The sequence below is a fragment of the Parapedobacter pyrenivorans genome, assembly GCF_014636865.1.
Lineage (GTDB): Bacteria > Bacteroidota > Bacteroidia > Sphingobacteriales > Sphingobacteriaceae > Parapedobacter > Parapedobacter pyrenivorans.
In genome coordinates, this window is sequence record NZ_BMER01000003.1 from 135,948 (window position 1) to 150,201 (window position 14,254).

Here is a 14,254-nt window from a genome sequence, read left to right on the forward strand (position 1 = left end):
AGTAAAACAAGAAAGCACGAACAGTCAATTGTTCGTGCTTTCTTGTTTTACAGCCCGCTAATTCCTAATTTCGGTGCTTCATAATACAAGAGAATTTGCTCACCATCTTTAAAAAAGAAATCGCTGCTTATTTCAATGCGTTGACGGGCTACCTGGCTGTCGGCCTATTCCTATTAGCCACAGGGCTACTGCTTTGGGTATTTCCCGATACCAGCATCCTTGCCTATGGCTACGCCTCCATGGAGAGTTTCTTTCAAATCAGTCCGTATTTGTTCCTGTTCCTCATCCCAGCCATTACCATGCGGAGCATTGCGGGGGAGAAAAGCGAGGGCACGTGGCAATTGTTACTCACCCGTCCTATCCGCCGACGGGAAATCCTGCTGGGTAAATACTTTGGCAGCCTTTCTATCGTCGTGTTGGCATTATTGCCAACACTGATCTATTACTATGCGGTGTATTCGCTGGCGATGCCGATCGGTAATGTAGACACCGGCGCCGTCGTGGGCTCCTATATTGGTTTGTTACTTCTTGGCTCCGTATTTACGGCGATCGGCATTTTCGCATCGGCATGGAGCAATAACCCAATTATCGCGTTTCTTGTCGCCCTTTTCGGCTGCTTGCTCTTGTTTTATGCGGCTGACCCGCTAAGCCAATTGCAATTCCTGTCGCCGTATGCGTACGAAGTGTCATTTCTTGGCATCCAATCCCATTACGAAGCAATCAGCCGGGGGGTATTGGACAGTCGCGATCTCATCTATTTCCTCAGTGTTGCATGTGGTTTTTTATGGGGAACCCAGCTGCTTTTAACCAAAAGTTGGAAGTCACGGCGACAAATCGTGCTGCAGGCGACTGCGGTCATCATAGGCACGTTATTGGTCAATATGCTCGCCTCTGTCTATTTCGGCCGGATCGACTTTACCACCGAGAAGCGATTTACGGTTTCCGCATTGACAAAACAAACAGTCAGCGAACTGTCCCAAGCGGTACACATCACCGTATTGTTGGATGGCCAGCTACCGGCGGGCTTCGAACGATTAAAAAAGGCAACCAACGACCTCTTGAACGATCTGAATGCCTATTCCAACGGAAAGTTGACAATCAGTTTCATCAACCCTTTAGCGGGCGATGCTGCACAGCAGCAAGCCAATGCCGAAGCACTCGCCGAGTTGGGCATCACACCAACGAATCTCAACATACGGACGGAAACAGGGCTTAACCAACAATTGGTATTTCCAGCCGCACTCATCCGTTATGGCGACGACGAAATGCCAGTCAACCTCTTGCAAAACAGCATGGGGGTTTCGCATGAATTGGCGCTCAACAACTCCATTCAGAACCTGGAGTATGCTTTTGTCTCAGCACTCCGTAAAATAACCTCCGGGGGAAGACCCCTTATTGGTTTTACCGAAGGGCATGGTGAACTGGACAACCGCCAACTTCACGGCGCTATCCAAAGTTTGATGAATGGGTACGAAGTAGGCTTTGTAAACCTCGATAGCATCTCACTGGAGGGGCTCAGCCAATTAAAAGCGCTCATCATCGCTAAACCCACAAGCGCATTCAATGAATTGGAGAAATTCAAAATCAACCATTTCGTACTGAATGGCGGCAGCGTACTCTGGGCCATCGACCAATTGGATGCCGATCTGGATAGCCTCCGCACTTCCGGACAACACACGGCGGTCGCACGGCAACTCAACCTCGATGACTTACTGTTTACGTACGGCATCCGGTTCAACTACGACCTTATCGCCGATATGAATTGTGCGCAAATCCCACTGACGGCAGGTAAGGCCGGCAATCCAGGGCAGATTGAACTCACCCCCTGGCTTTTTTATCCCGTCTTTATACCGACCACACCCCATCCCATACTCAAAAATCTGAATGGTATACGGAGTGAATTTGCCGGCACACTGGATACGATTGCTGTACCCGGTGTACACAAGGCTATCGTCCTCCAATCGTCGCCGTTTTCAAGACTGCTCAATCCGCCAGCGACCATCTCCCTGCAGTTAGCAGCCGAAATACCTGATCCCGAACAGTTTAAAGATCAACGCCATCCCGTGGCCGCGCTGCTGGAAGGCAACTTCACTTCGGCTTTTCTCAATAGGCCTGTACCAGCTGGAATAATGCCTTCCACCATGGTGCCCGATCGGGGAAAACATGCCAGAATGCTCGCCATAGCAGACGGCGATGTGTTTAAAAGCCAGGTCAACCCTTCCGATGGATCGCCCTACCCGCTGGGATGGGATCGGTATACCGAACAGCGGTACGGCAACGAATCATTCCTGCTCAATGCCGTGGATTACCTAACCGACGATACCGACATCATTTCCCTGCGGGAGAAAGAAATCAAACTCCGGATGTTAAACCAGGCAAAAATAAAAGAAGAACGACTTTACTGGCAGCTCGTAAATGTGGTGCTTCCACCACTGTTGCTGCTATTGTTCGGACTCGTGCAATACGAAATCCGGAAACGTAAATATCGAATAAATTAATATATTAGCAACCGATAAAAATCGGACATGCAACTCGATTTGGCAGAACAATACATTTTGAATCGATTGAAAGAAGAGCTTTCGCCCGATCTGACCTATCACGATGAATTTCACACCAGGGATGTCTATTCGGCAACGCTGCAAATCGCGCAGCAGGAGGGCGTCACGGGCGAATCGCTGCAGTTGCTGCTTACAGCCGCGCTCTTTCATGATGCAGGATTCCTGATCAATGCCAAGGGACATGAAGTCTCGTCGTGCACCATCGCACAAGAAGTATTGCCGGGATTTGGCTATACGGAAGCCGACATACAGCTGGTTTGCAAACTCATCATGGCCACGGCAGTACCCCAGCAACCGCTACAACACCTTGAAGAGATTATCTGTGATGCCGATCTGGACTACCTTGGCCGGGATGATTTCTTTCGCCGCAGCGCGTTGCTTTACGAAGAAATGCGCAATCTGGGAACCGTAGCGTCTAAAGATGCCTATGACGCCTTGCAGCGCGCTTTCCTAGCCAATCACCATTACTTCACGGCGACAGCTAAAAGGCTAAGGGGCAAAAAAAAAGAAGAAAACTACAAATTACTAATTGCATAATTGTTTATAAAAAGTGACCATGAAGGATAGCCAATGGCGGGCCATAGCTCGCGATGTGATTTATGTCATCTGCGGGATATTGTGTTGCGGATTTGCCCTCAAAGGATTTTTAATCCCCAACCATTTCTTTGATGGGGGGATGACGGGCATTGCCCTCCTGGTGCACGAGATATATGGGGTGAATATTGCTTATGTCATTGTACTGGCCAACCTGCCATTGATCATCATGGGCGCATTTCAGGTAAACACCAAATTTGCCTGGAAAACACTGGGTTGTGTGATCTTACTGGGAATTTGCCTGCTATATGTCCCCTACCCACCCATTACATCCGATAAATTGCTCGTATCCATATTTGGAGGCGTTTTTATGGGATTGGGCGTGGGCCTTGCCATGCGCGGTGGCTGTGCATTGGACGGCATTGAGGTGCTCGCATTGTATACCCTCCGGCGAAGCAGTTTTACCATCAGCGAAATCATCCTCGGCATTAACATCATTATTTTTCTGATCGCTGCCATCCACTTGGGTTTGCCCACAGCGCTGTATTCGATTTTGACGTACTATACCGCTTCCCGGACCATCAGCTTTGTCATTGAGGGGCTGGAAGAATACACCGCCGTAAACATCATCTCATCGAAGAGCGATATCATCAAAGAGCGGTTGGTCAATGATATGGGCAAGGGCATTACGTTATACAAGGGTGAACGCGGATTCCTCAAGGAAAGTTTCGATGTCAGCCATCCGGTCGACATCGTCTTCACGGTAGTGACGCGGTTCGAAGTTAGGCGGCTCAAAGCGATGGTTAGGGAAATCGACCCGCAAGCGTTTGTCTATACCAACACCATCAAGGAGGTAGCCGGTGGCGTCCTTAAAAAACGGGCACGGGAGCACTAAACCAGCCGAAAATTTAACTTATTCGATTACCTCGTAAATCAAAACAGGCTTGGCCTTGTTTTTCAGCGACACGGCGCCAAGTTCGTTAAAACTAAAAGATTGCTTGGCCTGTTGATAAACGTGCTCCGCAACAAGAATTTGGCCGGGCTTGGCGGCTCCCTGCAGTCGCTGGGCAACATTCACGGTGTCACCAATCACGGTGTAATCCAACCGCTTCAAGGATGCTGACCCGATATTACCCGAAATCATTTCGCCCGAATTCACGCCGATGGATACCATGGGCCTGAATTCATCCCCCGCTAAATCGACTGGCGGCATGCCGGCGATACGGTCCCGAGCAGCTAATGCTGCATCGATGGCGCGGTCCACGTGATAGTCCCCTCTGAATACCGCCATCACCGCATCGCCCATAAACTTATCGATATGGCCCTGTTGGTTGATCATTTCCTTTACAATGACATCAAAAAGTGTGTTGAGCATTTTCACCACACTGTCGGCTCCTGCATGCTCGGTAATTGCCGTAAATCCACAGATATCCAAAAATACCACACTCCCTTCAATAGTTTCGTTGTCCGTCAAGCTTTTTTCAAACTCTTGATGCGTCATGAAATTGAGCACATGCTCGTCTACATACATTTTCAGGATATTGTTTTCCTTGATAGCCCGTAATGTATCCTTCAATTGATCGACATGCTGGAGTGTCTTTTCGATGGTGGTATCCAAATCGTCGAAATTGACCGGCTTGAAAACAAAGTCAAAGGCGCCCCGGTTCATAGCTGTCCGGATGTTATCCATGTCGCCGTAGGCGGATACCATCACCGCTTTGATGACCGGATTGGCTTCCGGCAATTTGGTGAGCAGCGTAAGTCCGTCCATGCCCGGCATGTTGATATCGGTGAGGATAACATCGATATCATCTTGCTCTTTCAATAGCGCCAACGCCTCATTCCCATCGCGTGCAAACACAAATGAATAGACTTTCTCCCGGATCTTTTTGCGGAATTTCTGACGGATGAGGATTTCCAGGTCAGCTTCATCGTCTACAACCAGTAGTTTAGCCATGTGTATCCAAGTCTTTTAGTTTCTCTTTCAGCAACGTGAAATCGAGCGGTTTCGTCAAAAAATCATTGGCACCGAGCCGCATAGATTGCTGATAGTTGGTTTCGTCGCCATATGCCGTAATCATCATTACGAACGGCGGTGCGGTACCGTGCGACTCCCGGATGTGGCGAAGCAGCTCCAATCCACTCATCCCGGGCATGTTCACGTCGGATAGAATGAGTACCACCTCTGATTCGCCGGAGGCTAAGTAGCGAACCGCCTCTTCGCCCGATAAGGCAAAATCCAGTACCACATCTCCATTTTTGATTTCCTTGCGGAACCGCTGCCGGAAGAGCGGTTGAATATCTGATTCGTCGTCTACTACTAATATGTTCATGGTTCTGCTATGCTGGTATGGTGATGGTAAATACCGTATATTCGCCTTCCACCGTGTCTATCCGTATTTCGCCACCATGGGCTTTATGGATGATGTCATAACTCATCGACAAACCCAGGCCGGTACCCTGCCCCGTGGGTTTCGTCGTAAAGAAGGGTTGATAGATCTTATCCAAGATGGTTTGTGGGATACCGGTACCATTGTCACGCACGGTGATTTCGACAGCTGCACCACCATCCGCCCGTTGTACGTTTCGCGTGGCAACGGTCACCCGAGGGATATAACCGGCTGGAGCGTCTTTTTTCTTTTCGCTAACCGCATAAAACGCATTGTTGAATAAATTGAGCAACACTCGCCCAAGATCCTGCGGCACTACAGCTATCCGATGCAGGTCCACGGCAAAATCAGTTTCCATCGATGCATTGAACGCCTTGTCTTTGGCGCGCAGTCCATGATAGCTCAAACGCAGGTATTCATCGGCCAACGCATTGATATCGGTCTCATCTTTCTTACCTGCACTAATCCTTGAGTGTTGCAGCATACTCTTTACGATGCCGTCAGCACGTTTGCCATGCAAATTAATCTTCTCCAGATTTTGGGTCAGGTCGCCGATGATGTCGTTCGCGTCTTCGGCAGTGTCCGGCGAAAGGTGGGCCAAGGGGCCCGTTTTCAATTCATCGAGCAACTCGATGCTGACTTCCGCAAAATTATTAACAAAATTCAATGGATTTTGAATCTCGTGAGCGATTCCTGCTGTGAGTTCTCCCAATGAAGCCATTTTTTCGGATTGGATCAGCTGCGCCTGCGTGCGTGTAAGCTCCGCCAACGTCTCCTCCAGTGCTTCTTTTTGCTGCCTTAATTCGGCCGTACGCTGGGCTACCTCAGCCTCCAAGTTGACCTTCATCTCGGCCATGATACGACTGCGCGTCTCTTCGGCTTCCCTTTTCGCACGTTCGCTTTCCAAGGCCCGCCGTTGGCTGCGATTAACGAACCACATGGCGCCAAACCACAGCAACCCGAATAGATTTGCGCTTTCAAACACATATTCGTAGGTATCGTAGAAATCCGCACTGACCAATTCCACCACATCGCTTACCAGCGAAAGCAAAAAATAGGGAATCATGGAAAACATCAAGCTTTTGGCTACCCGCAGCTCCGCACGGGAGTATATCAGCCACAGCAAGACAAATACACAAGCCCTGATGGCCATGTTAATAGCCAACGAATCGGCAACGACATCCAATATGAGCAGGGCAATGGCCAGGTACCGCCCGATGACTATATACCGGCGAATGTCGTAATCCACATGCGAGGGGTCTACTTTCTTCCCGAGATAGTTGACAAGGATAAGTGCAAAGAGAGGTTCTATCAACATGTAGCCATCGGATTTGGGATTCAAACATAGGCAAATTTGACTTTACAAACAATTTGCCGGATGTAAAAGCTAAAAATCGCTAATTTATTAAAAGAGGTGGCACGGTTGATATACCTATACCAAATCAGAATAAGTTGCCGATAGGACGGGACAATTAAGCCAAACGTCAATCCATCAAAAAAGCCACAGACCATGGGTCTGCGGCTTTTTTGATGGTGAGCCGACGATGGGATTCGAACCTACGACCTACGCATTACGAATGCGTTGCTCTACCAGCTGAGCTACGTCGGCAACGGCGGATTTACACCGGTGCAAACTTAGCTAAACTTGGTTTTATTTGCAAGATTGCCGATGACAATTCTATTGGCCTTCCAAGCTTACTGCCAACTCAATCGTGGTATCCAGTAATTTGGAGATGGGACAGATTTCCTTGGCCTTTCCGGCAATTTCCTTAAACTCCGACTCGGAAATGCCCGGTACCGTTCCCTTCAGGTCTAGCTGTACGGAGGTAATGCTCCCATCTTCAAAAGTCACCTTCGCATCGGTATGGAGATCGGTGGGTTCATAACCTTTTTCGCTCAGCAAAAAGCTAAGCTGCATGGTAAAGCAACCCGCGTGTGCTGCGCCAATCAGTTCTTCCGGATTGGTACCCACGCCATCCTCAAAACGTGTCTTGTAGGAATATTGGGTCTTATCCAACACGTTACTTTGCGTACTGACGGTGCCGCTACCGTCCTTTCCGGTGCCTTGCCAATGGGCACTCGCTTTTCTTGAAAATTTCATATCATTCGTGATTGTGATGTAAAGTTACTCAGAAAACACCCGTTACGCTGAAATTGTTTATAAATTCGCAACATGGAAAGGCTGATATACCTTGACAATAACGCAACCACCCCACTTGATCCCCGGGTGTTGGAAGCGATGATGCCTTATTTCACTGTTAATTTTGCCAATGCTTCCAGCCTAACACATCGCGCAGGCCGACTGGCGGCGGCTGCAGTAGATGCAGCCCGGGAACAGGTAGCCACGCTCATTGGCGCATCACCCAAGGAAATCACGTTCACTTCCGGCGCCACGGAGGCTATCAATATGGCGATAAAGGGGGTGTTCGAGCACTACGCAGCAAAAGGCAAACATTTTATTACGTGTAGCACCGAGCACAAAGCGACATTGGACACCTTTGCTTATTTGGAAAAAAGGGGCGCAGAAGTCACCTATCTACCAGTAACGGAAGACGGTTGCATCGACCTGGGGCTACTGGAATCGACCATTCGCGCGGACACCGTATTGATCGCATTGATGCATGCCAACAATGAAACCGGCGTCCTCCATCCGGTGGGGCACATCGCAGCGATTGCCAATAATCATGATGTATTGTTTTTTTGCGATGCTACCCAAGCGGCGGGTAAGGTTGCGGTGACTTCAGGAGCAGATGGCCCCGATCTGCTCTGCTTAAGTGCACATAAGCTTTATGGGCCAAAGGGTATCGGTGCACTGTATGTTCGGAGAAGGAACAAACGTATACAAACTGGGGCGCTACTGCACGGTGGCGGTCAGGAAAACAAACTCCGCGCAGGTACGTTGAATGTGCCGGCCATCGTCGGGTTCGGAAAGGCCGCCGAAATTGCCCGGCAAAGTCTTTCCGAAGAAGCATTGCAGCTCACCACCTTGCGCGATGAACTAGAAGCTGCACTATCGAAACTACCGGCCACGATGGTAAACGGATTGGGAGCACCGCGGCTTCCTAGTGTAAGCAACATGACCTTTAAGCATCTCCGGGCTGACCAGATCATGGTCAAAATGCCCGATATTGCATTGGCTTCAGGCTCTGCCTGCGTCAGTGGCACACGTGATCCTTCCCATGTATTGGTTGCCATGGGGCATTCGGATGCCGATGCGCATGCCTCGCTGCGCTTCAGCCTAGGAAGATTCAACACCGCAATGGATATCCGGTCTGCCATCGTGCAGGTTACGTCAGCTGTAGAGCAACTGAGGGCCTCTTCCCCCATCTGGCAGCTACATCTATCGGGTATGGTTGATTGACGAATGTACTTTAGGTATGAATCTTGTTGAACCCTCCACAAACATTTCATAGATTGGCTACTAAAAACAATATTTTGATCATCGGCGCATTCGATCGTTTCAATTACGGCGATTTGCTGTTCCCACTCGTCATCGAAGCGCAATTGAAAACATACGAACATCCTTTCGAAGCAACCTATTTCGGTATCGTCGACAGCGACCTTAGTGCATTGGGCGGCAAGCCGACCGAAGACATACGGGCATTTTATCGGGCTTGCAACGACAGCACAGGGCATACCAGTGTGATTATTGCCGGCGGTGAGGCTGTAGCCGTCACTTGGAGCTCCCTATTGCTGGCATTGAATAAACCATTCAAAAAGACCCATCGTTTCCATCATCGCATCAATAAGGTATTTAATCTGAATGTAGTTGCCAGATGGATATTGCATGGCAAAACAGACCTGCCTTTTGTCTTCACGAAGTCGGATTTTGGTGGTGTCAACCGGATTATTTTCAATTCGCTCGGTGGTTCCGAACTCGATCCAGCCATTTTCGACCAGTTTCCAAAGCTCAATAACCAATTACGCCAAGTGGACTATTTCGCGGTACGCGACAAGGCCACACAGGCCAACCTCGCCAAACAGGGTATCGATACACAACTGTATCCGGATTCGGCGATTCTAATGTCCAAGTTTTATCCGATTACCCTGCTGGCGGAACAGGTTTCTTCGCCGGTTGCTGAATTTGTTGCTGCAAAGCGCGGAGCCTATGTGTTTTTTCAGATTAAAGACAATCATGCTAAAACAAATGAGGCACTTCTTGCGGCGCAACTCGACAGGGTCACTGCCCATTCGGGCATGGACTTGTGCTTTTGCCCAATCGGTAAAGCGCTCAATCACGACGACCACCTGGCGCTACAGCGTATCGCCCCGTTGATAAAGTATCCACCCACCGTATTTAATGACGTGAGCATCTGGGACATCATGTACCTCATCGCCAATGCCGGTGTATATGTGGGTACCAGTCTGCACGGAGCCATTACCGCCATGAGCTATGCAGTGCCCTATGTGGGGATTACGGTACCCAAACTCAATAGTTACCTGCAAACGTGGGGCGTAGCAGGGATAAACCATACGGTACCGCTTGATGGCATCGCTGACGGAGTTGACCGGGCGATGAAAGCCGACCGAGCTGCGCTTAACCGATCGCGGGAAAACCAACTGAGGGCTGCTGAGGAATCCTTTTCGTACATCCAGCAAGTGGTTTTCCTACAGTCGATACCATCATGAACCCACATATCCTCACACCGGAAGTACAGCATTACCTGCTGGAACATGAACTGGCCGAACCGGTGCAAGTGGCGCTCCGGAAAAGCCCTTTTGCCACCGTATCTGCGGCTGAACTGGCACAACAATTGGATTCCCGGCAACGATGCCGAAAAAAGCTTCCGTTGTGGCACGATACGCCTGGCATTTATTACCCGGAAAAACTCGCTGTGGAACAAGCCTCATCGCAGGCCACGGCCACCCACAAATGCAACCTCGTTCCGAAAGGGATCCGGATGATCGATCTTACCGGCGGATTCGGCGTCGATACCTTCTTTTTTGCAGAGCGGGCCAAGACCGTGATTCACTGTGAAAAAAACACTGAACTTTCAACGATTGCTCAGCACAATGCGATCACTTTAGGTGCGCAAAACATTGACTTCGTCACGTCAGACGGTCTGGTGTATTTGCAAGGGTATCCAGACGATGCGTTCGATATCGTCTACATCGACCCGTCACGACGTGTGGCACAACGCAAAGTTTTCCGCCTTGAAGATTGCGTACCCGATGTCGTTGGCGAACAATACCGGTTGCTTCAAAAGGCAAAACGGGTCGTTATCAAATCCGCTCCTTTGCTCGATATCGCTTCCGCTTTGCTCGTGTTGCAACGGGTAAGCGAAGTACATATCGTCAGCATGGCCAATGAGTGCAAGGAATTGTTGTTTGTCCTCGATCGGGAATGTATAGAAACCCCATTGATCATCGCTACAGCGCTGAAAAAAGGGAATACTGCAGCACGCTTCGTTTTCAGGACATCGGAAGAAAAGGATGCCGTGGCTGATTTTGGATATCCTGCGGGCTACCTATATGAACCGGATGCAGCACTGCTCAAATCCGGAGCATTCAAACTCATCGGCCAACACTACGGACTGAAAAAGCTTCATCGCCATACGCATCTCTATACGTCCACGGTGCGGCGCGACAATTTTATTGGCAAGACGTTCCAGATCACGGAAGTAATGCGTTACGCCGACTTCAAAAAAAACCACGTAAGCGCTCAAGGTAACGTTAGCACGCGGAATTTCCCACTGAAGGCCGATGCATTGCGCAAGCAGCACCGGATCCGTGAAGATGAAAATTGCCATTTATTTTTCTGTACGGGTACCGACGAGGCGCTGTTGGTCATCTTTGCATCAAAATGCTAACCGTTGCTTGCTCTTGGGGCGACTAATGCAGACCTTTGCCGCTATGTCCAAGCAAATCACGCTTTCCGCACTCGACCTTTCCGTAGTTATCGAGGGCGGTAATGCCACCACAGCGATTGCCCGCACCGTAGAGGCGGCCCGCCATGTCGAACAGTTGGGGTATGCCCGTATATGGCTTGCCGAACACCACAACATGGAGTACATTGCCAGCTCCGCAACGTCGGTATTGATCGGCCATGTTGCCGGCAAGACCAACCAGATCCGTGTCGGCTCTGGGGGCATCATGCTACCAAACCACGCGCCGTTGGCCATCGCCGAACAATTCGGCACACTGGAGTCACTGTATCCCCAACGCATCGATCTGGGCCTCGGACGCGCTCCTGGCACCGACCAGCTGACTGCGGCCGCGTTGCGCCGAAACAACATGGGCACGGCTTACAACTTCCCTTCAGACATCCGCGAGCTCCAGCTTTACTTCAGCGATGAAAATAGCGACGGCCGTGTACGCGCTTTCCCGGGTGAGGGGCTCGACATCCCGATCTGGATACTGGGCTCCAGTACCGACAGCGCATATCTTGCTGCAGAAATGGGATTACCCTATGCCTTTGCCGCTCACTTTGCCCCTTCGCAATTCTATCGGGCGATTTCGCTTTATCGGCAAAATTTCAAGCCGTCGCCGCAACTCGATAAGCCCTATGTGCTGGCCTGCGTCAATGTCATTGCGGCTGATACGGACGAAGAGGCCCAGGTATTGGCAACCAGCATGTATCGCATGTTCCTCGGCATCGTTACGAACACACGCCGACCGCTACAGCCGCCTGTTCAGTCGATGGAGCCCTATTGGTCGCCCGACGTCGAAAATGCAGTAAAGCAAATGACAGCGTGTACATTTATCGGAGACCGAAATACCTTAACGCCGACCTTGTCCACATTCATCGAAGAAACAGGCATTGATGAATTGATGACCACCGGAAATATCTACGACCAAGGTGCCCGACTGAAGTCGTTTAGTATTTTGAAGGACATACTCGGTTAATTTCGGCTATCTTTGGGCACAGACAACACGATCATATGGGATACCGTAGCCTTACCGAATGCATCAGTGACTTGGAACGTCATGGGCACCTCATCCGCATCAAGCGGGAAGTAGACCCTTATCTGGAGATGGCTGCCATCCACATGCGCGTCTATGATGCACAAGGTCCTGCCCTGTTGTTCGAAAACATTAAAGGGAGCCCTTTCCCGGCGGTATCCAATTTATTTGGCACCTTGGATCGCTCACGCTTCATGTTCAGAGACACGCTCGAAAAGATCAAGGTGTTGGTAGACGTCAAGTCCGATCCCATGCAGGTGCTTAAAAACCCCTTCCGCTATACCCATGTGGCAGCAACGGCGCTTTCTGCACTACCGTGGAAAAAGAAGTCAAACGCACCCATTTTGCACGGTACCACGCGAATCAGCGAATTACCGCAAATCGTCAATTGGCCGATGGATGGTGGCCCATTCGTTACGATGCCGCAGGTATATACCGAGGATATGTCCAACCCGGGTGTGATGCGCGCCAATCTGGGTATGTACCGCATCCAGCTAGCGGGCAATGACTATATACCCGATAGCGAAGTGGGGCTTCATTACCAGCTCCACCGGGGTATTGGAATCCATCAGACCAAGGCTAACGAACTCGGCAAGCCACTGAAAGTAAGTATTTTCATTGGCGGCCCGCCGGCCCACGCATTGGCCGCGGTGATGCCCCTGCCGGAAGGGTTATCCGAATTGACCTTTGCCGGTGCATTGGGCAACAGGAGATTCCGGTATTTCTACGACGATGAGGGGTTCTGCCTTTCGGCGGATGCTGATTTTGTCATCACAGGAACCGTCTATCCGCATGAAAACAAGCCTGAAGGACCCTTCGGCGATCACCTGGGGTACTACAGTTTGGTGCATCCTTTTCCGCTGATGCGTGTACATCAGGTATATCACCGGAAGGACCCCATTTGGTCCTTTACCGTGGTAGGCCGCCCACCGCAGGAAGACACGAGCTTCGGGGCATTGATACACGAAATAACCGGATCAGCCATTCCCCAGGAAATCAATGGCCTTCATGCGGTCCATGCCGTCGACGCCGCAGGGGTGCATCCCTTGCTATTTGCCATTGGCAGCGAGCGCTATACGCCATACCTGCAAACTCCTGGGCGACCGCAGGAAATCCTAACCATAGCCAATCAAATATTGGGCAAAAACCAGTTGAGCCTGGCCAAATATTTGTTTATATCGGCCCATCAAGACCATCCAACCTTGGATATCCATGATGTGACAGCATTCTTGACCCATATATTTGAACGGATAGATTTGGAGCGCGACCTGCATTTCCACACCCAAACAACCATCGACACACTTGACTATACTGGCGATGGCCTGAATGCCGGCTCCAAAGTCGTCCTAGCAGCTGCCGGTCCAAAAAAACGGACATTAACGATAGAGCTACCCGGTGGTTTTGAGTTACCCCAGCCATTCCGTGCCTGCAAACTTGCGCTACCGGGCATCCTGGCTGTCGAAGCGCCGCCTTTTTTAGATGAAGAAGCCGAAAGCACACGCATCGATGCCTGGTGCCGCGAGGTCCGGGATACCGATTTCCAAGGCATCCAACTACTGGTGCTCTGTGATGATGCAACATTCACAGCTGCGAAGGTCGATAACTTCGTGTGGGTTACTTTTACGCGGAGCAACCCGTCAAATGATATCTACGGTGTAGATAGCTTTATCCGGCATAAGCACTGGGGATGTAGTGGGCCATTGCTGATCGACGCCCGTAAAAAGCCCCATCACGCTCCCGAATTGATCAAAGATACCGCAACGGAAAAGCGCGTAGATGCATTGGGTGCCAAAGGTGGGCCGTTGCACGGCATCATCTGATCCCACAAAAAAGTCCGACCATACTGGCCGGACTTTCCGATCATATCAA

General features: G+C 50.3%; 12 protein-coding genes and 1 tRNA gene. 8 read left to right on the forward strand and 5 right to left on the reverse strand.

Annotated features, from left to right (window positions below):
* The first annotated feature begins 95 nt into the window (after positions 1-95).
* From gldG to IEV98_RS15420, 3 genes are read left to right on the forward strand one after another with little or no spacing between them, the layout of a single operon-like run.
* Positions 96-2,498, forward strand: coding sequence for a gliding motility-associated ABC transporter substrate-binding protein GldG (gldG, locus tag IEV98_RS15410; protein WP_188506920.1), 2,403 nt, complete (start codon positions 96-98; stop codon positions 2,496-2,498).
* A 27-nt stretch (positions 2,499-2,525) separates the two neighbouring features.
* Positions 2,526-3,095 (forward strand): HD domain-containing protein, encoded by a 570-nt coding sequence (locus IEV98_RS15415; protein WP_188506921.1) that lies wholly within the window; start codon positions 2,526-2,528, stop codon positions 3,093-3,095.
* Positions 3,096-3,114: 19 nt separating this feature from the next.
* The gene (locus tag IEV98_RS15420; protein WP_188506922.1) at positions 3,115-3,987 is read left to right on the forward strand and encodes a YitT family protein; all 873 of its coding nucleotides are present in this window, start codon (positions 3,115-3,117) and stop codon (positions 3,985-3,987) included.
* 18 nt (positions 3,988-4,005) lie between these two features.
* On the opposite strand, the gene IEV98_RS15425 is transcribed toward IEV98_RS15420, so the two are convergent.
* From IEV98_RS15425 to IEV98_RS15445, 5 genes are all read right to left on the reverse strand, one after another.
* Complete coding sequence (locus IEV98_RS15425) at positions 4,006-5,049, reverse strand: adenylate/guanylate cyclase domain-containing protein (protein WP_188506923.1); 1,044 nt, start codon at positions 5,047-5,049, stop codon at positions 4,006-4,008.
* A complete protein-coding gene (locus IEV98_RS15430; protein WP_188506924.1) occupies positions 5,042-5,425 on the reverse strand; it encodes a response regulator in 384 nt (127 codons plus the stop codon). Before IEV98_RS15430 ends, IEV98_RS15425 begins: the two co-directional genes overlap by 8 nt.
* A 7-nt stretch (positions 5,426-5,432) precedes the next feature.
* Complete coding sequence (locus IEV98_RS15435; RefSeq protein WP_188506925.1) at positions 5,433-6,800, reverse strand: sensor histidine kinase; 1,368 nt, start codon at positions 6,798-6,800, stop codon at positions 5,433-5,435.
* A 218-nt stretch (positions 6,801-7,018) separates the two neighbouring features.
* Positions 7,019-7,091: transfer RNA gene (locus tag IEV98_RS15440), tRNA-Thr, on the reverse strand.
* Between the two features lie 69 nt (positions 7,092-7,160).
* Positions 7,161-7,583, reverse strand: a complete 423-nt coding sequence (locus tag IEV98_RS15445) for an OsmC family protein (RefSeq protein ID WP_188506926.1) — start codon at positions 7,581-7,583, stop codon at positions 7,161-7,163.
* Positions 7,584-7,655: 72 nt separating this feature from the next.
* On the opposite strand from IEV98_RS15445, the gene IEV98_RS15450 reads away from it, so the two are divergent.
* The 5 genes from IEV98_RS15450 to IEV98_RS15470 are packed head-to-tail and all read left to right on the forward strand — an operon-like array spanning position 7,656 to position 14,205.
* Complete coding sequence (locus IEV98_RS15450; protein WP_188506927.1) at positions 7,656-8,843, forward strand: cysteine desulfurase family protein; 1,188 nt, start codon at positions 7,656-7,658, stop codon at positions 8,841-8,843.
* Positions 8,844-8,896: 53 nt separating this feature from the next.
* Positions 8,897-10,111 (forward strand): polysaccharide pyruvyl transferase family protein, encoded by a 1,215-nt coding sequence (locus IEV98_RS15455; RefSeq protein ID WP_188506928.1) that lies wholly within the window; start codon positions 8,897-8,899, stop codon positions 10,109-10,111.
* Positions 10,108-11,292 (forward strand): class I SAM-dependent methyltransferase, encoded by a 1,185-nt coding sequence (locus tag IEV98_RS15460; RefSeq protein WP_188506929.1) that lies wholly within the window; start codon positions 10,108-10,110, stop codon positions 11,290-11,292. The genes IEV98_RS15455 and IEV98_RS15460 overlap by 4 nt, the downstream gene beginning before the upstream one ends.
* Positions 11,293-11,335: 43 nt before the next feature.
* A complete protein-coding gene (locus IEV98_RS15465; protein WP_188506930.1) occupies positions 11,336-12,328 on the forward strand; it encodes an LLM class flavin-dependent oxidoreductase in 993 nt (330 codons plus the stop codon).
* A gap of 35 nt (positions 12,329-12,363) precedes the next feature.
* Positions 12,364-14,205, forward strand: a complete 1,842-nt coding sequence (locus IEV98_RS15470) for a UbiD family decarboxylase (protein ID WP_188506931.1) — start codon at positions 12,364-12,366, stop codon at positions 14,203-14,205.
* The last annotated feature ends 49 nt before the right edge of the window (positions 14,206-14,254 follow it).